This is a genomic window from Cyanobacteria bacterium QS_8_64_29, assembly GCA_003022125.1.
GTDB lineage: Bacteria > Cyanobacteriota > Cyanobacteriia > Cyanobacteriales > Rubidibacteraceae > QS-8-64-29.
The window spans coordinates 1-19,682 of the sequence record PXQH01000010.1 but is presented as its reverse complement, the minus strand read 5'-3'; the positions used below and the strand labels follow the sequence as shown (position 1 = coordinate 19,682).

Genomic DNA, 19,682 nt, shown 5'->3' with positions numbered 1-19,682 from the left:
GAGGTAGCGTGCCGCGACGTTTCCGCTTCCGCAAGCGGCGCTTGGGCCTTGGGATGCTGGCTGGGCTGAGCTTGTTGCTAGCTTTGCTGGGCTCGCCAGCCCGCGCGCAGATACCGGGCATGCTGGATTCCAATCTAGCCCCCGAGCACTTGATATCGGCGCCCCAAAACGGCAGCGATTCGGACAGTCGCTGCATTTGGCTGGACGGCCGCTGCTTGTTTGAAATTGCCGCCCCCAAAACGGCGCTCTGGGAGCGAGCGGCAACCATTCAAGGCGTGCTCAACAACACCATTCTTCCGCGCTATCTGGGGGCTTCGGATCCCCAACTCAAGCTCCAGACGGAGAAGGCCAAAGACTCGCTCGCGCTCGTCGTTTCGCTCGGCTCGTGCACTAGCAGCGATTGCCAGTGGCGCCTGATGAACGTCACGGCCCAAGATGCGGCATTGCGCTCGGTCAGCCAGCCGATGCGCGCGCGCCAAATTGCCAGTCAGCTGCGCCAGGGGCTCGAGCGCGCCCAGCGCGAGCGGCAGCCTGCCTACATGCGCGCGCAGGCCCGCAAAGCAGCCGCCCTGGGGGCTGCAGCGCTACTGGCCAGCACGGCCATTTACTGGCGCTGGCAGCGGCGCTACCGGCGCTCCAAGCAAGCCCTGGCTGCCGCCGAAGCCCCACCCAACCCGCCAACTGCAACGCGGCTCAACCGCCGGCAAAACCGCCACCTTAGCGAGGTGGGCCACCGCTTGCTGCAGCTCGCCCAAATCGGCATTTGGTTGGGGAGCAGCCTCACCGCTTGCAGCTTGTTTCCGCAAACGCGCATTATCCCCATTTTTATTGCCTCCAGCTTTGGGTTGCCCCTCAAAATCGCCTTGGTGGGATTCGGCATCTATTTGATCGTGCGCTTGAGCTACGCGCTCATCGACCGCCTGACGGCGCTGCTGGCCAACAACGCCTTGATGACCCCCGAGGCCAACTGGCGGTTGCAGTTGCGTGCCTCGACCATTTCAGGGGTGGCCAAAAGCATCGCCACCGGGAGCTGGCTCGTCATTGGCATGCTGGCGGGGCTGACAGCCATGGGCGTCAACACGGGGCCGCTGCTGGCTGGGGCCGGCCTTATTGGCGTGGGGCTCTCCTTTGCCGCGCAAAACCTCATTCGCGATTTCATCAACGGCTTTTTAATCGTGCTGGAAGACCAGTACGCCGTGGGGGACTGGATCGCGGTCAGCAGTCCCAATGGCGATGTCGGTGGCCTGGTGGAAAAGTCGGCCTGCGTATCACGCAGCTGCGGGATGCCGGGGGGCGGCTGGTCACTGTACCCAACAGCGCCGTTGCGGTGGTCGCCAACTTCTCCAGCAACTGGTCGCGGGCCGATCTCAAAATTCCGGTGGCCTACCAAGCCGATACGGATGGCGCCATCGCCACCATCGAACGCGTGGCGAGCACCCTAAGCCAAGACCGCCATTGGCGCCCCTACATCCTGGAGAAACCGCGCGTCCTGGGCGTGGATGACTTTGGCGATCACGGGACGATCGTCCGCGTCTGGATCAAAACGCAGCCCATGAAGCAGTGGGCCGTCGCGCGCGAGTGCCGCCGGCGCATTAAGGCCGCCTTGGACGAGCAGGGAATCGCCCTATCGCTGCCGCAACAAGCTTGGTTCGCACCAGACCAGAACCGTGCCCCCGAGGAGGGCCCCAGTGCTGCTATCCCCGCACCTTCCCCATCCGCGCAGCCGCGCTCGCGCTGAGCCCTACGCGATCATCTCGCCGACAAAGCGTTGGAAGCTCAGCTGATTGGTCTGGTGCCACTGCACCACCTGGCGGCGGAATTGCTGCCACTGCTGGTAGATCTGCTTGAACGTGCCGTCTTGGCGGGCGTTGTCTTCGTAGAGCGAAAAGGCGGCCTCCTGGGCGGCCTTGAGGATTTCGTCCGAGTAGGCTTTGAGCTCGGTCCCGCCCTCGAGCAGCGATTGCAGCGCTTTTTGGTTGCGGGCATCGTACTTGGCCAGCATGTTGAGGTTGGCTTCGCGGGCCGCTGTTTTAAAGATCTCCTGGTACTGCTGGGGCAGCTGCTGCCAGGCCGAGCGATTGACTTGCGCCTCTAGCGTGGCGCCCGGCTCCCACCAACCGGGGTAATAGTAAAAGGGGGCAGCTTCGTTGAGGCCCAGCTTTTTGTCGTCGTAGGGACCCACCCATTCGGCCGCATCGACGGCACCGCGATCGAGAGCCAGATAGACCTCGCCGCCCGGCAGCACTTGCGTGTTGACCCCCAGCTGCGACATGACCTTACCCCCCAAACCGGGGATGCGCATTTTGAGGCCTTCCAGGTCGCTGACGGTGCTGACTTCGCGGTTGAACCACCCGCCCATTTGGGCGCCTGTATTGCCCGCCGGGAAGTTGACGATGTTGAAATCGGCATAGAGCTTTTGCATGGCTTCCAGGCCGCCGCCCTCATAAAGCCAAGCATCCTGCTGTTGGGCCGTCAGCCCGAAAGGAACGGCCGTGCCGAACGCCAGCGCGGGGTTTTTGCCGATGTAATAATAGCTGGCCGTATGGCCGCATTCCACGGTTCCGGATTGGACGGCAGTCAGCACTTGGTCCCCCGGCACGATCTCGCCGCTTGCAAACGGGTGGATCTGAAAGCGCCCATCGGTCATGGCGCTCACCCGCCGGCTGATATCCTCAGCGCCGCCGTAAATCGTGTCCAGCGACTCGGGCCAGCTTGTCGCCATGCGCCACTCCACGCGGGGCAGGCTGCTGGCCTGGGTTGCGGGTCCCTGGTCCGTTTGGTTGCACGCGCCTAGGGCGGTGGCACTGGCTGCGCCGAGCGCGGCGCTGCCAACAAACGTTCTGCGTTTCATAAGTGATCGCCTTGCCTTGGTTGCGGCGGCACCCCCTACTGACAGCCGCCGGATAGGAGCAATCTAGGCCACTGCCGCTGGGTGGCGGCAATGGCTTAAATAAAATTAACAGCCCGTCCCATTGCAGCCATGTGGTTTCTGTTTGCCAGCCTGACGGCCCTGTTCGAGTCCCTCAAGGATGCCGCCAGCAAGCGCGGCCTGCAGGCCCTCAACGAGTACGTTGTGGCTTGGTCGCTAACGGTCTTTACGCTACCGCTGCTACTGCCTGTGCTGCTGGTGACGGGCGTTCCCGAGCTGGGCCCCATGTTTCCGTGGGCCCTTCTAGCTGGTGGCAGTACCAACGTGGTGGCCATCCTGCTCTACATTCGGGCGCTCAAGCTCACGGACCTCTCCATTGCTGTGCCGCTGATCGCCTTTACGCCGCTGTTTTTGCTGGTAACCTCGCCACTGATTGTGGGCGAGCATCCCACTGCCTCCGATGCCGCCGGGATCGCGGCCATTGTAGTGGGCTCCTACGTGCTCAACCTCAAGCAGCGCAAGCGCGGCATTCTGGCCCCGCTGCGCGCGCTGCTGCAGCAGCGGGGCGCGCAGTTAATGCTGTTGGTGGCCTTTATTTGGAGCTTTAGCTCCACCATCGACAAAGTGGGCGTGCGCAACTCCAGCCCTAGCTTTTGGGCGGGCGCCAACTTTAGCTTCATTGCAACCAGCATGCTGCCCCTCGTGCTAGTCAAATCGCCGCAAGGCATCCGGCCGGTGCTGCAGTATCTGCCTGTCCTGGCGCCCGTTGGCTTGCTGCAAGGGGCTGCCGTGCTGTGCCAGATGCAGGCCATCAGCCTGACCTTGGTGGCCCACGTCATCTCGGTCAAGCGCACCAGCACCCTACTGAGCGTGCTCTGGGGGCACTTACTGTTCCGCGAGCGCGGCCTGCTGGAGCGAGCCAGCGGTGCCGCCATCATGGTTGGGGGCGTGGCGCTAATTGCCCTGGGTTGAGCCATTGCGGGCGCTATCGGACGGGGCCAGCTGTTGCAATAGCTGGTCTAGCTCCTCAATCGCGTTCCCGTACTGGGCCCAGTTGCCATTGCGCGCTGCCTCGCGCGCGGCTTGCAGCGCTTCGCGGGCATCCCGAACGCGGCTTGCAGGCAGGGCAGCCTCCGGCGGCTCCGCCTCGGCTTCGGCGGGGGCAGCGTCGCTGGGGGCGGCTTGGGGTTGCCCTTGAGCGAAGAGCGCACTCAAGGCGTCCTCCAGCGTCGGCCGCATGATGGTCTGCTCTTGGTAAGCCGCAATGACACGCTTGAGCTCGGGAAGCTCGCCCTGCTCCGCGCGCAAGTAGACGGGCTCGATGTAGAGCAGCGCCTCGGCAATGGGAATGGTGAGCAGGTTGCCGCGGATCACGCGCGAGCCGCGCTGGTCCCAAAGGCTCAGCTGCTCGGAGATGTCGGGGTTTTGATTGATGCGCGCCTCGATCTGGCTGGGACCGAAGACCAGTTCTTGCTTGGGGAACTGGTACAGGCGCAGCTGGCCGTAGCGATCGCCATCCGAGCGGGCGGCCATCCAGCCGATGGCATTGTCTTTGTCCTCGGGGGTAAACGGCAGAATCAGCGCGAATTCCTCTCCATCGGCCTCGGGCAAGCGCATGATGATGTAGTAAGGCTCGACGGCCCCTTTTTGGCCGCGACGCTGCTCGACGGGGTAGCGCCAGAGGTCTTCTTGGCTGTAGAAGGTCTCGGCATCGCGCATGTGGTAGCGCAGATACATCTGCGCCTGGATGTTGAACAGATTGAGCGGATACCGAACGTGGGCCGCCAGCGCCTCCGGGAGGGCCGATTGGGGCTCAAATAGCTCGGGAAAAATCCGGCGGTAGGTCGCCAGGAGCGGATCGCTACCGTCAAAGGCGTAGAAGGTGATGCTGCCGTGGTAGGCATCCACCGCGATTTTGACCGAGTTGCGAGCGTAGTTAAAGCCGCCGGCAACGAGCTGGTCGTCCGCCCCCGGCTCCAAAATGGCCCCGGCACGATTGATCCCCGAGACCGGCTCGGCGTAGGGGTAGCGATCGCTGACCGTGTAGCCCTCGATCAGCCACTTCAGCCGGCCGTCAGCTACGACCAGGTAGGGATCGCCATCCAGGCGCAGGAACGGCGCGATGCGGGCGACGCGATCGCGAATTTGCCGGTGGTAGTGGATGCGGGAATCCGTGCCAAAGTAGGACGAAATCGCCACTTTGAGGTTGCCTAGCTGGTAGGCATAGGCCAAGCGCCTGCCCAGCGACCCCATGGGAACGCCGCCTTGCCCGTCGTAGCGCGTCTGGGCATTGCTATCGCCGCGGGGATAGTCGAACTCGGGGGTACTGGTCCCGGTAAAGATGGGTTCCTGTGTCTGCTCGCCGTAATAAATCGCGGGCTGCTCAATGGCAGTATCGACGCTCGACTGGGGCGGGATGTCTTTGATGAATAGCTCCGGCAGCCCCTGCGGCGTCACAGTATTGACTGGGCTCATGACCGCGCCGTAACCGTGGGTGTATTTCAAGCGCCGGCTCACCCAACTATCGCTAGGGGCATCGGCCAGCTCGCGCGCCGCGAGCGTGACTTGCCGGTAGTTGCCATTGAGGGTATAGCGATCCACATCGACATCCGGAAAGGTGTAGTAGGGCCGGATGCCTTGCAGCTGCTGGTAGGTGGTCTCTAGCGGCCGGTAGTCCCAGAGGCGGATGTTGCGAACGGTGGCTTGGTTGGCCTCGAGGTCTTGCCGCTCGAGCGGCGCGTTGCCCGGATAGGCAGAGCGCTCGACTTCATCGAGGCGATAAGCCTGCCGCGTTAGGGCAATTTCGCGCTCGAGGTAGGGCTTCTCGCGGGCTAGCTCGTTGGGGGCGACTGCCAGCTGCTGCTGCAGGCTGGGATAGATCTGGGTTAGCACCAGGGCCGCAACGGCGTACCCGCCCACTCCCAAGGCCGGCAGTTGCAGGCTGGTTTGCTGCAGCGAGAGCAGCAGCATTACCGCCAGCGCGACCGCAACCACGCTCATGGCCTCCAAGCCTGGCAGTCGGGCGTGAATGTCGGTAAAGCCTGCCCCCGTGACGGCCCCTGCCGTTGAGTACAGCAGCTGGTAACGCTCCAGCCAGAACCCTAGGGCCAACAGCAGCGCCAGCGCGACCAGCAGCAGCGTGACGTGCGTTTTGGCCTGCCCGGCAATCGCGCGGCGCCAGCCCCGCTGCGGATCGATGCCCCCAGCGAGCGCGTAGAGCGGAACGGTTACGGCCAGCCCAGCCACGACCAGCCCGAGCAGCCAGCCGTGCAGGCCCTGATAGAACGGCAGCCGGAACGCATAAAAGCCAATGTCGCGCTCGAAAACTGGATCGCGCGTCCCAAACGAGCTGGCGTGGATGAACTTGAGCGGCGTCTCCCAGCCGGCCGCGCTGCTGGCTGCAATCAGTGCCAGCAGGGTGATCGCAATAGGCAGTGCGATTTTGAGCGCGCCGCGGGCCTCATCCAGGTGGCGACTGCGGCGGGATTGGCCTTGCGGGCGCAGGGCAAGCGCGGCATTGAGGCCCAAAAAAGCCGCAAAGGCAGCAAAGGTGGCCACCCAGGTTAGAACCTGCCATCCCAGCCGCTTCCAGAACGTCCCGGCAAAGTCGAGCGCCGCAAACCACCAGGCTTCGGTGAGCAGGCGGACGAGCGTTTCTGAGGTTAGGGCGAGAATCGTGATCGCGATGGCGACCGGAGGGAGCAGTTTGAGAAGCCAATTGGCAGGACGAGGGCGCACGGCAAGCAGCTGCGAGCAATACGATTGCCATTGTGACTGCCAGGCGGGGCAAACGAAATCGGCACTTGCAACCGTTATAGACTGAGGGCGCAACTAGCGCATCGGCTAGCCATATGCCGTTTGGCCCGTACCGGAGTCGGGCGCTTGCCTGGATCGCTCGCCGCTCGCTGCGCCTGAGCCAGCAGCTCGGGCACACCTGGCGGCGATTGCGAGTTGCTGCTGCTTGGAGCGGGCAAGTCTTGCTCTATCCGCTGTATTTGCTGGTGCGCGGCAGCTTTGCCCTGGCATCGACCCAGCCGCCCACTGGGCGCCTGCCGGGCGATGCCCCACCGAGCGCGGATGCCCCCATCCGAGCCACTTTGGCCGCCATCCGCATCCGCTACAGCGCCCGCGGCGAGCTCAAAAGCGCCGAGGTCCTCGGAGCGCGCCCTGCCCTGCTTGCCCCTTGGCAGGGGCTCAAGCGCGCGCTCGTACGCGAGCGCACTGCGAGCGCCGAGCGCGCTGCCATCCGTGGGGTTGCCGTGCTGCGCGAGAGTGGCGAGCCCGTTCTGGTCGGCGCCGACAACCAGGCGCTGCCCCTGCTAGCGCCCGCGCAGCAGCATGCCCTGCAGCACTACCTGCGCCAGCAACTGGCAGCGTACTGGTACCGGCACGAATTCGATTCCCCCTTCTCGCGCTTCCCTCCCTTGCAGCCAGCTGCACTCGGCCCGCCCGGCCGGCGCCCGAATTCGCTAGCGATCGCGCTCAACCTATTCGACGAGGCCCGCTCGGCCCCATCTCCGCAACTGCTGGCCGTGCGCCTGCGGCAAGCCAGCGACCGGCTGGAGGGATGGGCCCAGCGCTTGGGCCGTGCGGCTGGGAGCGAGCCCACCCCATCCGCAGCGGAGGGCACGCCCTGGCTGAGCTGGTCGGATCTGTACGCTGCGCCCACCCCAGAGCAAGCACCGCTGGAGAGCAGCAGCGAACAACAAGGTTGGTGGGACCAGTTGCAGGACGCCCTCGCGCCCGAGGAGGAGGAGGCGGAAGCAGCCGAGGCCATCGAGACGCCTGCGCGCGCGAGCGGCTACGTGCGCCATCCGCTCGCTCGCCTTTTGGTCTGGCTGGATGGTGCCTTGCTATGGCTCGAGCAGCGCCTTGCCCGGTTGGGGCAATGGCTGCGGCGCGGAGGGCAGGGCCGTTAGTAGCTCAATCGCGCGTGACCCCTTGCCGGACCTCGCGAACGCTGCTCTCGGAAAAGGGCTCTGCTGAGCCTTCCCAGTTGAACCCATGGACGCGGAAGCGGATCGCGCCCAGCCCGAGCTCGGGGTTGTAGCGCAAAGCGACGTTGTAGGTGCGGCGGCTGTACTCCAGCACGTAGTCAGTGCTGATGGTGTCGCCATCGGCCAGATCGAATGCCGTTTGAACCCCTACCCGAACGGGGCCATAGATCTGTTGCGTGATGCCCAGCTCCAGCACCTGCCGATCGGCGACCCGATCAAACTGGAACGGCGAGGTGCCGTCGCGCAGTGCCTGCGTGTAGCGGAGGTTGAAGCCGGTGTAGTCCAAAACCGGCTGCGAAAAGTGGCCGATTTGGCCCCGCACGCCGATGCTGCCGCTCAACGAGCGCTGCGCATCGCCGTTGCTGTAGCCGCTAAAGGCACCGGTGAGGCCAGTCGTTAGCTCCAGATACGGCACCACCGGCACCGGCGTATAGCGCAGCCCCTGGTCTTCGCTCCGGGGGAGGGCCTCGCCTTCCCAGAGGGTGAAATTGCGGCTGAGCGAGGCAGCCCCTTGGTAGCGCGTCAGGGTCGCCAGATCCTGGGTCTTGCCTGCCTCCAGCAAGGCTGGGCGATCGCTTTGGGCGGTGATGCGCTGCACCCCAGCCTGGTAGCTCAACCGGATCCCCGTATCGCCCAGCGTTAGGGTGGGCGAGGTTACATAAGCGCCCAGGCTGTTGCGGACGGTCTCGAAGCCGAGCGAGCCATTAAAAACGCGCTCATTGTGGCTGTATTCCAGGTTCAGCACGTGCGGGCGCTCCCGATCGCCCACAAGCTGCCTCAGCCGCACGCGGCCTTGAAGCTGCCGTTCGAAGTTGTCCTCGGCTTCTTCCGCCTCGGTGGCATTGGGGGCCTGCTCGCCTAGATTGAATCCCACAATCTCACCCGAGGCGTTCAGACGCGTACGCGGCGCCAGCTGGGCTTCCAAGTCGGCTTTAAGCCCCAAGGTAGCCAGCCCCAAGGGGCTACTATCGAAGGCAGCCCGTTGCAGAAAGTACTGCGGTGTCAGCTCCAGCTGCAGCTTTGGGGTCTGGATGAGCTCGAAGCTGCGCTCGAGGTACAGGCCGCCGCGCTCGTCGCTGTCAAAGCCCACGTTGACCAGAGCCGGATCGCTGGCGCGCTCGGCCAGGATGACTTGGTTGCGCAGGATGGGCAGCGATAGCGTGCGGTCGAAGACAAGGCGCGGGTCCTGGGCGCTGACCTTATCGCGGCTAGGCCCCAGATGGGTTAGCTGGGCCGCGTCAGCAGCCACCTCTAGCTCGGGCGGCGAGAACAGATCGTTGGTAATGCGGATGTTTTGCGCTTGCCAGTTTTGCCCGTCAAATTCGAGGCGCTTGGCACGAAAGCGCAACTGATTGATGCCGCCTTCAGCCGCCGGTTGCCGCTCGGCTCGCTCCAGATCCCGACCTTCGCCCGCACCGAGCTCAACTCGGGCGCCGCCTTCCGGGCGCACCTGCTGCGGCCCTTGGGCAGCGAGGCGATCGCCGAGCGGCTGCCGGGCAAAGCCGCTGGTGCTGGCATCGTTGGGCAGGGTTTGCCTCGTATCGCGGCTGAGGGTGGGAATGTAGATCTCGCCGCGGGCATTGGTGATGGTGCCGCTGTCCTGGGCAAAGCGGTATTCAAAGCGCTCGCCGCGCAGCCGCTGCCGGCCGCGCTGGAGCGCAACCTGGCCGCTAGCAACGGCCACCCGCTCGGCCAGATCGACGCGGACGCGATCGGCGGTGAGCTCGCCCTGGATGAAGCGCGCTACGACCTCGCCCTCAGCCGTCACGCTCCGCTGCTGCCGGTCGTAGTTCACCCGATCGGCTCGGACCTCGATCGCGCGTATGGGGGACTCCTCAGGCGTTGGGACCTGGGTCTGGGCGATCCGCACCGCCGGTTGCTGGGGCGGGAAGGCAAATGCGAACGCCCGTTTGCCTGCCGAGCGCGACTGCAGGCGCAGCTTGGGGACCGGTGCCTGTTGTTGGGGGGCTTGCGCGGTTGCCGGGGAGGGGGCCTCGGGCGGGCATTGCGTGCGGACTAGCGGCGGCAGTTCGGGCGGTGGTGGCAATGGCGGCATGGCGGCAGTCGCAGGCCGAGCGAGCCCAATCCTAGTACCGGGCGCAAGCGCATCGCTTTAGGGAGCGCTCTCGCCCCCTCGGATAGAGTTGGAGACTTGCCCTGCCCCCGCAGCTCGCGCGTTTATTCCAGATCGCGCCGCTTGGGATTGCGGGCCGGATCGCCGGATAAAAAGCCAAACACAAACAACGCGACAAAAAACGTCACGACCAGATAAACGGCGATCTTGAGCGTCAGCATGGCGTCCGCTTGAGCAGAACTGCGCCCCCAATTCTATCGCGAGCGGGGTCACAGCCAGAATGCCCACCAGTCGCGCTGCTGCCAGAGCAACAGGGCACCGCTAAAGGCAACAAACGAGATGACGATCTGCTGGAATCGGTGTTCCGCCACGTTTTGCAGGGCGCGCCGCCCCAACCAGTTGCCCGGAATGGCGCCTGCCCCCAAAATCAGCCCATAGCCCCAATAAGGCCAACTCAACGTCCCAAAGGCTGCGTAGGCAAGGGCTTTGGTTAGGTGGACGGCGGTGATGTTAGCCGATTTAGTGGCGATCAAGCGCTCTTTGGCCAGGCCGTAGCTCAAATAGAACGGGTTGAGCAGCGGCCCCGTACTGCCAACCACCCCAGACAGGAACGCGTAGGCAAACCCGGCGGGCAGAAAGTGCCAGGCGCGCGCTTGCAGGCAAGGAAGGGTTTGCTGCCAGCGGTAGCTCGCAAACGACAGCAGCAGAAATGCCCCCAGCAGCACTCCCAACCGGTCCGCGTCAAGCCGGCTAAAAACGAAGGCGCCCCCAATGGCGCCCGCGATCGCGCCGGGCAAGTACCAGCGCGTTACGTGCCAGTCGATGCCCTGCCAGTACAGCCCGACGCGGTGGCCGTTGCCGATGAGCATCCCAACGGTGATCGCGGGTGGAACGGCAGCAGGCCCCACGCCAACGCTGACTGCCGGAATCAAGATCAGGGCGCTGCCACCGCCGGCCAAGGCACTCAAAAACCAAGCCAGGCAACTGGCAGTTCCCAGCAACAGCCCTAACGCCACGATTGCCTCAATTCCTGTCAGTGGCTAACCCTGCCCGTATCTTAATAAAAGTTAAGAGCAAAGCCCGCGACCCCAAACGCTTCCCAGTCGCAGCCGCCCGTTAGGATAATTAAGGCTATTTGAAGGCAAAACCTCCGCATTCGTGACACAGTCAGCCCGTTCTTCGGCAAGCACCCCATCCCAATCGCCTGCAACGGCCCAAGCGCCGGCGCAGACGCCACTCTACGATCTGGCGCTAGAGCAGCAAGCGCGCATGACCGAATTCTCGGGCTGGCAGATGCCAGTCCAGTTCGCCGGGCTCAAACGCGAACACCACACGGTGCGCCAGGCGGTGGGCTTGTTCGATATCTCGCACATGGGCAAATTTGCCCTTAGCGCTCGGGATCTGCTTGCCGCCCTGCAACCGCTAGTTCCGTCCGATTTGGAACGCCTGCAACCCGGTCAGGCCCAGTATACGGTGCTGCTGAACGAGGGGGCTGGGATTGTCGATGACTTCATTTTTTACTACCAGGGCCAAGATGGCAGCGGCCGGCAGCAGGGCCTCGCGATCGTCAACGCGGCAACGCGAGCCAAGGACTGCGACTGGCTGCGCGCGCAGCTAGCCGATACGGCCGTCGAGCTCTGGGATCGCTCGGACGAGCAAGTTTTGCTGGCGCTGCAGGGACCGCAAGCCATTGCGACCCTGCAACCGCATGCCGACGCCGATCTGAGCGCGCTGAAACCGTTCGGGCACTGCCAGACCGCCATTGCTGGCGAGCCGGCATTCGTCTCGCGCACGGGCTATACGGGAGAGGATGGCTTCGAAATCATGCTCGCGCCCGAGGCCGGTCGGCGCTTGTGGCAATTGCTGATGGCAGCCGGGGTTGCCCCTTGCGGTTTGGGCGCGCGCGACACGCTCCGCCTCGAGGCTGCCCTGCCACTCTACGGCCACGAAATTGCCGAGACGACAACGCCGCTGGAAGCCGGATTGGGTTGGCTGGTCCATCTCGAGCGTAAAGGGGCGTTTCTGGGCCGCGAGGCGCTCGAGCGCCAAAAAGCCCAAGGCGTTCGGCGCCGGCTGGTGGGACTGCAAATGGAGGGGCGCCACATTGCGCGCCACGGCTATCCGGTGCGCATTGGCGATGAAGCGGTCGGCGAGATCGCCAGCGGGACGTTTTCCCCCACCTTAGAGCGCGCGATCGCGCTGGCCTACCTGCCCCAGGCATCCTCAGCGGTTGGCAATCGGGTTGCCGTTGAAATTCGCGGCCAATCCCATCCCGCCACCGTAGTCAAGCGCCCGTTCTACCGCTCGCCCTACCGCCCGGCCTAGCGCCCGACCCTACACCGGCGCTAGAGTTGCCAGCGCGCCGGCACGGGCAATTGTGCCGTTCCCCGATTCGTGAGAAGCTTGTAGCTAGCGCCAGCAGGTGCCAGCCCTCGGCAGCTAGGGCAGCGCCGGCATGGGGTTCCCTGCTGCCGCAGATCCGAGACGCAAAATGGCTATGGAATACCCAGACGATCTGAAGTACCTCGACAGCCACGAGTACGCCCACGCCGATGGGGATACGGCCACCATTGGCATCAGCGCCTATGCTGTCGATCAGCTCGGCGACATCGTGTTTGTCGAGCTGCCCGAGCCCGGCGACGCTGTCGAGAAGGGAAAAGGATTCGGCACGGTGGAGTCGGTCAAAGCCGTTGAAGACATGTATTCGCCCGTGACCGGGACCGTAATCGAGCGCAACGATGCAGTCGTCGAGTCCCCCGAGCAGATTGCCGAAGATCCCTACGGGGATGCGTGGCTGCTCAAAGTCCGCATGGACGATCCCAACGACCTCAACGATGCGCTCTCGGCCCAAGAGTACCGAGCCAAAGTTGAAGGGAGCTAACCCCGGTAGCGCCGCACGCCGAACGGGCAAATATCAGTTTGTTACAAAGTGATAAGCGCGTGCGCTACTCCTGTCCCCATCCATTTCCAACTAACTCGCTATGGTCAGTTTAGATAGCCGACCCGCCACGGCTGCCGAGGCCGAGAGCAGTGGTTCCGCCATTGAGGGCAAGCTCACCCAGCTCGATTCTTTTGTCGGCCGGCACGTCGATCCCAGCGCGGACCAAATCGAGCGGATGCTCAAAGCGCTGGGCTTTAGCAGCCTCGATGCGCTGGCGGATGCTGCCGTCCCCGCTGCCATCCGCCTGGGGCGCGAGCTGCAGTTGCCCGAGGCATGCAGCGAACGGGCCGCGCTAGCGGAACTGCAGGCGATCGCCGATCGCAATCAGGTCTTTCGTTCGTTTATCGGCATGGGGTACCACGACTGCTTTACCCCACCGGTCATCCAGCGCAACATTCTGGAGAATCCCGGTTGGTACACCGCCTATACCCCCTATCAGGCCGAGATCGCCCAGGGCCGCATGGAGGCCCTGCTCAACTTCCAGACCATGGTCATCGACCTGACGGGGCTCGACATTGCCAATGCCTCGCTGCTGGATGAGAGCACGGCAGCCGCCGAGGCCATGACCCTAAGCTGCAACGTGGCCAAGGCCCAAGCCAACGCCTTTTTCATCTCGCAGGCTTGCCACCCTCAGACCATCGAGGTCGTCCGGACGCGGGCCGAATCCCAGGGGATTGAGGTTATTGTCGGCGACCACCACAGCTTCGACTTCGAGCGGCAGCCTGTCTTTGGCGCCTTGCTGCAGTACCCGGCGACCGACGGAACGATTTACGATTACCGCGGCTTCATCGAGCGGGCGCACGCCAGCAACGCCCTGGTCACCATGGCGGCCGATCCCCTGAGCTTGGCGCTGCTGACGCCCCCGGGCGAGCTCGGCGCTGACATTGCGGTGGGCAATACGCAACGCTTTGGGGTGCCGTTGGGCTACGGCGGTCCCCACGCTGCGTACTTTGCCACCCGGGCGGCCTACAAGCGCCGCATTCCCGGTCGGATGGTGGGCGTGTCCTACGATGCCGATGGCAATCCCGCCCTGCGGTTGGCCCTGCAAACGCGCGAGCAGCACATTCGCCGCGATCGCGCCACGAGCAACATCTGTACGGCGCAGGTGCTGCTGGCTGCCATGGCTTCCACCTATGCGGTCTATCACGGGCCGCAGGGCATCGCGCGCATTGCCCGCAACGTTTTTAACCTGACAGCAACGCTGGCAGCCGGGCTGCAGCGGTTGGGCTATCGCCTGGAAACGCCGTGCTTTTTCGACACCATCCGGGTTAGCGTTACCGCCGACTCGCCCCAGCAGAGCGCCGCCGCCATTTTGGAAGCGGCCGAGGCTCGCGGGATCAACCTGCGCTCGTTCGATGCCAGCAGTGTGGGCATCGCGCTGGATGAAACCACCACCGGCGACGACTTAATCGCGCTCTGGCAGGTCTTTGCGGCTAGCGGGCGCTTGCCGTTCGAGCCCGAGGCGCTAGCTGGCGACGCCGAGGTTGCCTGGGACGCGCCCTTGGTGCGCCAAAGCGCTTATTTGACCCATTCCGTTTTCAATAGCTATCACACCGAGACCAAACTGCTGCGCTACCTCAAGCGCCTCGAGGCCAAAGATCTGTCACTGACAACCTCCATGATCCCGCTGGGCTCCTGCACGATGAAGCTCAACGGGGCGGCCGAGATGCTGCCGGTGACTTGGCCGGCATTTGGCAAGCTGCACCCATTCGCACCGCGCTCGCAAGCCCGCGGCTACCAAATCCTGTTCGAGCAGCTCGAGCGTTGGTTGGCCGAAATTACCGGGTTTGAGGCCATCTCGCTGCAACCCAATGCCGGCTCGCAAGGCGAGTACGCCGGGCTCAAGGTCATCCGCAAGTACCACGAGCAGCGCGGGGAAGGTGAGCGCAACATCTGCCTGATCCCCGAGTCGGCCCACGGCACCAACCCCGCCAGTGCGGTCATGGCGGGCATGCAGGTAGTTGCCATTGACTGCGACGCGCAGGGCAACATCGACATGGCCGATCTGCGCGCCAAAGCCCAGCAGTACGCCGAGCGCCTGGCCGCGCTAATGGTTACCTATCCCTCCACCCACGGCGTGTTTGAGGACAACATCCAGCAAATCTGCGACCTGATCCACGAGTATGGCGGTCAAGTGTATTTGGATGGGGCCAACCTCAACGCCCAGATGGGCCTTTGCCGGCCGGCTGATTACGGCGCCGACGTCTGCCATCTCAACCTACATAAGACCTTTTGCATTCCGCACGGCGGGGGCGGTCCCGGGATGGGCCCGATCGGCGCTGCGCCGCACCTAGCCCCTTTTCTGCCCGGCCATCCTGTTATCGAAACGGGCGGCGAGCTCGGCATTGGCGCGATCGCGGCGGCCCCATGGGGCAGCCCCAGCATCCTGCCCATCTCCTGGATGTTCGTCCGCCTGATGGGGGCTCGGGGCCTCACCCAGGCCTCGCAAGTGGCCATCCTCAACGCCAACTACCTCGCCCACCGGCTCGAGGAATGCTTCCCCATTCTCTACAAAGGCAATACCGGGCTGGTCGCGCACGAGTGCATTGTCGATCTGCGCCCCATCAAGCAGAGCGCCGGCATTACTGTGGGCGATGTCGCCAAGCGGTTGATGGACTACGGCTTCCACGCCCCCACAGTGTCCTGGCCGGTGGCCGGGACCATGATGGTTGAGCCTACTGAGAGCGAGTCGCAGGACGAGCTTGATCGCTTCTGCGATGCCATGGCCGGCATCCGCGACGAAATTGCAGCCATCGAGCGCGGCGAGGCCGATCCCGACAACAATGCCCTCAAGCATGCGCCCCACACCCATCAGGTACTGATTGCTGGCGACTGGCAGCGCCCCTACGCGCGCGAGCATGCTGCCTACCCAGCCCCCTGGCTCTGGGAATACAAATATTGGCCGCCCGTGGCGCGCATCGACGATGCCTACGGCGATCGCAACCTGGTCTGCTCCTGCGCGGGCATGGAGGCCTACAAATAAGCCCAAGGGCCGCAAGCATGCAAAAAGCCGTTGCCCGGCTAAGGCAACGGCTTTTTAGAGCCCAAAAGGGCGGGCTAGCTAGCGCCGCTCGTTCCGGTTGCTACTTCTTCCTCAGCGGGGGCCCCTGAGGGGGAAGCCTCGGTTTTGAGGGTCAGGTAGCGGATAACTTCATCGCTTAGGCGCAGGGCCCGCTCGAAGGGCGCGATCTGGCTTCCATCGAGGGTGTAGTTGGTCTGGATGTAGATGCCCTCGGTGTGGCGCTTGATGGGATAAGCTAAGCGCCGCTTGCCCCGGTTTTGGACCTGGATATCCTGACCGCCACGCTCGCTCAGCCAACTCTGGAAGCGAGTCATGACTTCCTCAATCTGCTCGTCCGATAGATCCGGACGCAGAATGTACATGGTTTCGTAGCTGCGCTGCATGGTACCTCCTTGCGGACGATCAGGCCTCCGAGCGCGCGCCTCGGAAGCAAGGAACGGCGGGCGGCAGTTACCGCCGCTGGGAGCTACCTATTGTGGAGCAGGACAGCGCCGGCGTCAAAACGGGCTGGGCGCTAGCGAACCTGACCGTGAACGGCCTCCGAAATTGCCGGAATCTCGGCGTAGCGGCCCAGCGCCGACTGGGCGATCGCGTAAATGCAGGCAGCCAGCATGCCCAAAAAGACAACGTTGAAAAGCGTCTCCAGCAGGAACGTGCCTTGCAGGCCCTGCCCGAAGATGCGCGATGCAAACCGCAGCAGGATCAGCAAAATATCGAGCAAGATGGCCTGCATCGTGTTGAAGCGGATGAAGTGGCTGATGTCCTCGTTGCGGACCACAAGAAACAGCAGCACGATAAACACGATCAGGCCAAAGAAGGGGAAAACAGAATACAGCTGCAGTAGCGGCTGAATTGGCAGATAGATCAGCTGCAGGGCCGGAAACTGGTTGAAAAGGTACTGCCCGAACGGCACGACATAGATCAGCGGCAGCAGATAAGGCAGGGCAGCAAAAAACCGGTCCTTGGCATCGACAGAGCCCATCGCCCCTCCTCGAGTTGCACCCTCGCCAATCGCGTAGCTAGCCCATAGCTTAGCGTATGGCGTGGGGGAGGCAGTCGATGCGCAGCTGGAAATAGGGCCGAGCGTGCGCCAGCGCCTGTCCGGTCCCCTCGCGTGTTGGGGCCGCTGGCATGGGCGTTCGCTGGCCGCGGCGGATTTGTTAAACTGATAGCGGTTTGCTGGCGGTGCCCCGCCGGCAGGTCTCCAGGCGTCGGCCGTCGAGACTTACTGGCACCGAGCGCGGTGCAGCAGCGGCTACCGGCCGGCCTCTATTGAAATTGGGACGGATTCAACGTGACTCAAACCAATCTGGATTTTCTGGTTCAAAACGATCCCCAAGTTGCGGAGGCGCTACAACTCGAGCTCCAGCGCCAGCGCGACCACCTGGAGCTGATCGCAAGCGAGAACTTCACCTCACCCGCCGTACTGGCGGCTCAAGGATCGGTCCTGACCAATAAATACGCCGAAGGGGTCCCGGGCAAGCGCTACTACGGCGGATGCGAGTTTATTGATCGTGCCGAACAGCTGGCCATCGATCGCGCCCAACAGCTGTTCGGGGCAGCCAGCGCGAACGTACAGCCGCACTCGGGGGCGCAGGCCAACTTTGCCGTTTTTCTGGCCCTGCTGCAGCCCGGCGACAAGATCATGGGCATGGACTTGTCGCATGGCGGTCACCTCACCCACGGCTCCCCCGTTAATGTCTCCGGCAAGTGGTTCCAGGTTTGCCACTACGGCGTCGATCCCCAAAGCGAGCGCATCGACTACGACCGCATCCGCGAGCTCGCCCGGCAAGAGCGGCCCAAGCTCATCATCTGCGGCTACTCGGCGTATCCGCGCCAAATCGATTTCGAACAATTCCGCGCGATCGCCGATGAGGTTGGTGCTTACTTGGTCGCCGACATCGCCCACATTGCCGGCTTGGTTGCTTCAGGGCACCACCCCAACCCAGTGCCCCACTGCGATGCCGTCACCACCACCACCCACAAAACCCTGCGGGGCCCGCGCGGCGGCCTGATCCTGACCCGCGATCCGGAGCTGGGCAAAAAGCTCAACAAGGCAGTATTTCCCGGTTCCCAGGGCGGCCCCCTCGAGCACGCGATCGCCGGAAAAGCAGTTGCCTTTGGCGAAGCACTAACGCCTGACTTCCAGCGCTACTCCGCCCAAGTCATTGCCAACGCGCAGACGCTGGCCCAGCGCTTGCAAGAGCGGGGCTTCAAGGTGGTCTCAGGAGGCACGGACAATCACCTGCTTCTGCTGGATCTGCGCTCTATTGGCATGACTGGCAAGCGAGCGGACCAACTGTTGGGCGAGATCAACATCACCGCTAACAAAAACACAGTCCCGCTGGATCCCGAATCGCCCTTTGTGACCAGCGGCTTGCGATTGGGCTCGCCTGCCGTCACAACGCGCGGCATGGAGGCAGCCGAGTTCACCGAGATCGCCGATACCATCGCTGATCGCTTGTTCGACCCTGAAAGCGAGCGCGTCCAAAGCGACTGCCAAAATCGCGTCCGCGCACTTTGCCAGCGCTTTCCGCTCTATCCGCACCTGAGCGTTCCCGTACCGGCCATGGCGTAGCGCGCGCAATGCCTCAGTTGCGCCTGTAGCATGCCGCTAACCCCGATTGCGTCCGCCGCCGCCCGGGGCGAGCTGCAAGCCGTCCGCTGGATGGCCACGGATCTGGACGGGACGCTGACGCAACAGGGCAAACTGACGGCCACCCTGCTGCAAGCGTTGGAATCGCTGGCCCAAGCCGGGATTGCCGTCCTCATTGTGACGGGGCGATCGGCCGGTTGGGTCAGCGGCCTGGTCCGCTATCTGCCCATTACCGGCGCCATCGCCGAAAATGGTGGCCTCTTGCATGCGGCCGAGCGCGATCGGCCCGCCATCCTGGCGCCGTTCCCCAACCTGGATCGGCACCGCCAGCAGCTAGCGGATGCATTTCGCGCCCTGCAGGCGCACTATCCCGAGCTAGCCGAATCGGCAGACAACCGCTTCCGCATGACCGATTGGACCTTCGATGTTGCCGGGCTGAGCCCCGAGCGCTTGCAAGCGCTCGGACAGGCGTGCCGCGAATGGGGATGGGAATTTACTTACAGTACCGTCCAGTGCCACATCAAGCCCCCTTGGCCGGATAAGGCAACCGGCGCTTGGCAGGCCATCGAGCGCTTCTCCTCGCAAGTTGCGCCGCATCAAGTGCTTGCAGTGGGCGATAGCCCCAACGACGATCCGCTATTCGATGCCGAAGCGTTTCCGCTCTCGGCAGGGGTCGCCAACATCCGCGCCTATACGGATGCCCTGAGGCACCACCCTGCCTACATCACCACCGCAGCCGAGGGAGCCGGCTTTAGCGAGCTAGCCCGATTGCTGGCTGGCCAAGCCTGAGCGGCGCATGCCGAGCAGGGCAGCTACTAACGAAGGGGCCGCTAGGCGGTCCCCTCACTGGCAAGCACCGTCGGCGCTGGTGCCGCTATTCCATCACGGCTTCCACTTCGGCAATTTCGGGGATGGATTCGCGGAGCTTGCGCTCGATCCCCATTTTGAGCGTCATGGTCGAGCTCGGGCAGGATCCGCAGGCGCCTTGCAGTTGCAGTTTGACGACAGGGCCATCAATTTCGTAAAGCTGCACGTTGCCGCCATCCGCCATTAGGTACGGCCGCAGCTGCTCCAGCACCTGCTCGACGTTTTCTTCTGTTAGGGCGAGTTTCGTATCGGCCATAATTAACCTTCCGTGCGTGCGCAGCGGATCGAGATTGCTATCCATCAATCGTAGCGCGCG

At 63.8% G+C, this 19,682-nt stretch carries 15 protein-coding genes and 1 pseudogene; 8 read left to right on the top strand and 8 right to left on the bottom strand.

Annotated features, from left to right (window positions below):
- Positions 1 to 53 precede the first annotated feature (53 nt).
- Positions 54 to 1,738 (top strand): annotated as a pseudogene (locus BRC58_02450) (mechanosensitive ion channel protein MscS).
- A 3-nt stretch (positions 1,739 to 1,741) separates the two neighbouring features.
- Here the strand turns inward: BRC58_02450 and BRC58_02445 are convergent.
- Positions 1,742 to 2,851, bottom strand: a complete 1,110-nt coding sequence (locus BRC58_02445; protein ID PSP18851.1) for an ABC transporter substrate-binding protein — start codon at positions 2,849 to 2,851, stop codon at positions 1,742 to 1,744.
- Positions 2,852 to 2,980: 129 nt separating this feature from the next.
- On the opposite strand from BRC58_02445, the gene BRC58_02440 reads away from it, so the two are divergent.
- Positions 2,981 to 3,841: a hypothetical protein gene (locus BRC58_02440; GenBank protein PSP18850.1), complete on the top strand. Its 861-nt coding sequence runs from the start codon at positions 2,981 to 2,983 to the stop codon at positions 3,839 to 3,841.
- On the opposite strand, the gene BRC58_02435 is transcribed toward BRC58_02440, so the two are convergent.
- Entirely contained in the window at positions 3,824 to 6,607 is a 2,784-nt protein-coding gene (locus tag BRC58_02435; protein ID PSP18849.1) for a UPF0182 family protein, read from the bottom strand. The two genes, BRC58_02440 and BRC58_02435, sit on opposite strands and share 18 nt — an antisense overlap.
- Before the next feature lie 113 nt (positions 6,608 to 6,720).
- On the opposite strand from BRC58_02435, the gene BRC58_02430 reads away from it, so the two are divergent.
- Positions 6,721 to 7,788: a hypothetical protein gene (locus BRC58_02430; GenBank protein ID PSP18848.1), complete on the top strand. Its 1,068-nt coding sequence runs from the start codon at positions 6,721 to 6,723 to the stop codon at positions 7,786 to 7,788.
- Between the two features lie 4 nt (positions 7,789 to 7,792).
- Here the strand turns inward: BRC58_02430 and BRC58_02425 are convergent, their stop codons facing one another.
- The 3 genes from BRC58_02425 to BRC58_02415 form a co-directional block, all read right to left on the bottom strand.
- A complete protein-coding gene (locus BRC58_02425; protein ID PSP18847.1) occupies positions 7,793 to 9,922 on the bottom strand; it encodes a DUF3769 domain-containing protein in 2,130 nt (709 codons plus the stop codon).
- 122 nt (positions 9,923 to 10,044) lie between these two features.
- The gene (locus tag BRC58_02420) at positions 10,045 to 10,161 is read right to left on the bottom strand and encodes a photosystem II reaction center protein I (GenBank protein ID PSP18846.1); all 117 of its coding nucleotides are present in this window, start codon (positions 10,159 to 10,161) and stop codon (positions 10,045 to 10,047) included.
- A 48-nt stretch (positions 10,162 to 10,209) separates the two neighbouring features.
- Positions 10,210 to 10,959 (bottom strand): sulfite exporter TauE/SafE family protein, encoded by a 750-nt coding sequence (locus tag BRC58_02415; GenBank protein ID PSP18845.1) that lies wholly within the window; start codon positions 10,957 to 10,959, stop codon positions 10,210 to 10,212.
- 250 nt (positions 10,960 to 11,209) lie between these two features.
- Between BRC58_02415 and gcvT the strand changes: the two genes are divergently transcribed.
- From gcvT to gcvP, 3 genes are all read left to right on the top strand, one after another.
- Entirely contained in the window at positions 11,210 to 12,265 is a 1,056-nt protein-coding gene (gcvT, locus tag BRC58_02410) for a glycine cleavage system protein T (protein ID PSP18844.1), read from the top strand.
- Between the two features lie 166 nt (positions 12,266 to 12,431).
- Complete coding sequence (gene gcvH, locus BRC58_02405) at positions 12,432 to 12,821, top strand: glycine cleavage system protein H (protein ID PSP18843.1); 390 nt, start codon at positions 12,432 to 12,434, stop codon at positions 12,819 to 12,821.
- A gap of 100 nt (positions 12,822 to 12,921) precedes the next feature.
- Positions 12,922 to 15,864 carry a glycine dehydrogenase (aminomethyl-transferring) gene (gene gcvP, locus BRC58_02400; GenBank protein ID PSP18842.1) on the top strand — a complete coding sequence of 981 codons (2,943 nt, stop codon included), beginning with the start codon at positions 12,922 to 12,924 and terminating at the stop codon, positions 15,862 to 15,864.
- Between the two features lie 74 nt (positions 15,865 to 15,938).
- Here gcvP and BRC58_02395 read toward each other — a convergent pair whose 3' ends face one another.
- Both BRC58_02395 and BRC58_02390 read right to left on the bottom strand, forming a co-directional pair.
- Complete coding sequence (locus BRC58_02395) at positions 15,939 to 16,286, bottom strand: 30S ribosomal protein S6 (GenBank protein ID PSP18841.1); 348 nt, start codon at positions 16,284 to 16,286, stop codon at positions 15,939 to 15,941.
- 131 nt (positions 16,287 to 16,417) lie between these two features.
- A complete protein-coding gene (locus BRC58_02390) occupies positions 16,418 to 16,885 on the bottom strand; it encodes a hypothetical protein (protein PSP18840.1) in 468 nt (155 codons plus the stop codon).
- A gap of 312 nt (positions 16,886 to 17,197) precedes the next feature.
- On the opposite strand from BRC58_02390, the gene glyA reads away from it, so the two are divergent.
- Together glyA and BRC58_02380 are read left to right on the top strand one after the other, a co-directional pair.
- Positions 17,198 to 18,481, top strand: coding sequence for a serine hydroxymethyltransferase (gene glyA / locus BRC58_02385; GenBank protein PSP18839.1), 1,284 nt, complete (start codon positions 17,198 to 17,200; stop codon positions 18,479 to 18,481).
- Positions 18,482 to 18,511: 30 nt separating this feature from the next.
- Complete coding sequence (locus tag BRC58_02380; protein PSP18838.1) at positions 18,512 to 19,288, top strand: HAD family hydrolase; 777 nt, start codon at positions 18,512 to 18,514, stop codon at positions 19,286 to 19,288.
- Positions 19,289 to 19,373: 85 nt separating this feature from the next.
- On the opposite strand, the gene BRC58_02375 is transcribed toward BRC58_02380, so the two are convergent.
- Entirely contained in the window at positions 19,374 to 19,622 is a 249-nt protein-coding gene (locus tag BRC58_02375; GenBank protein ID PSP18837.1) for a hypothetical protein, read from the bottom strand.
- Positions 19,623 to 19,682 lie beyond the last annotated feature (60 nt).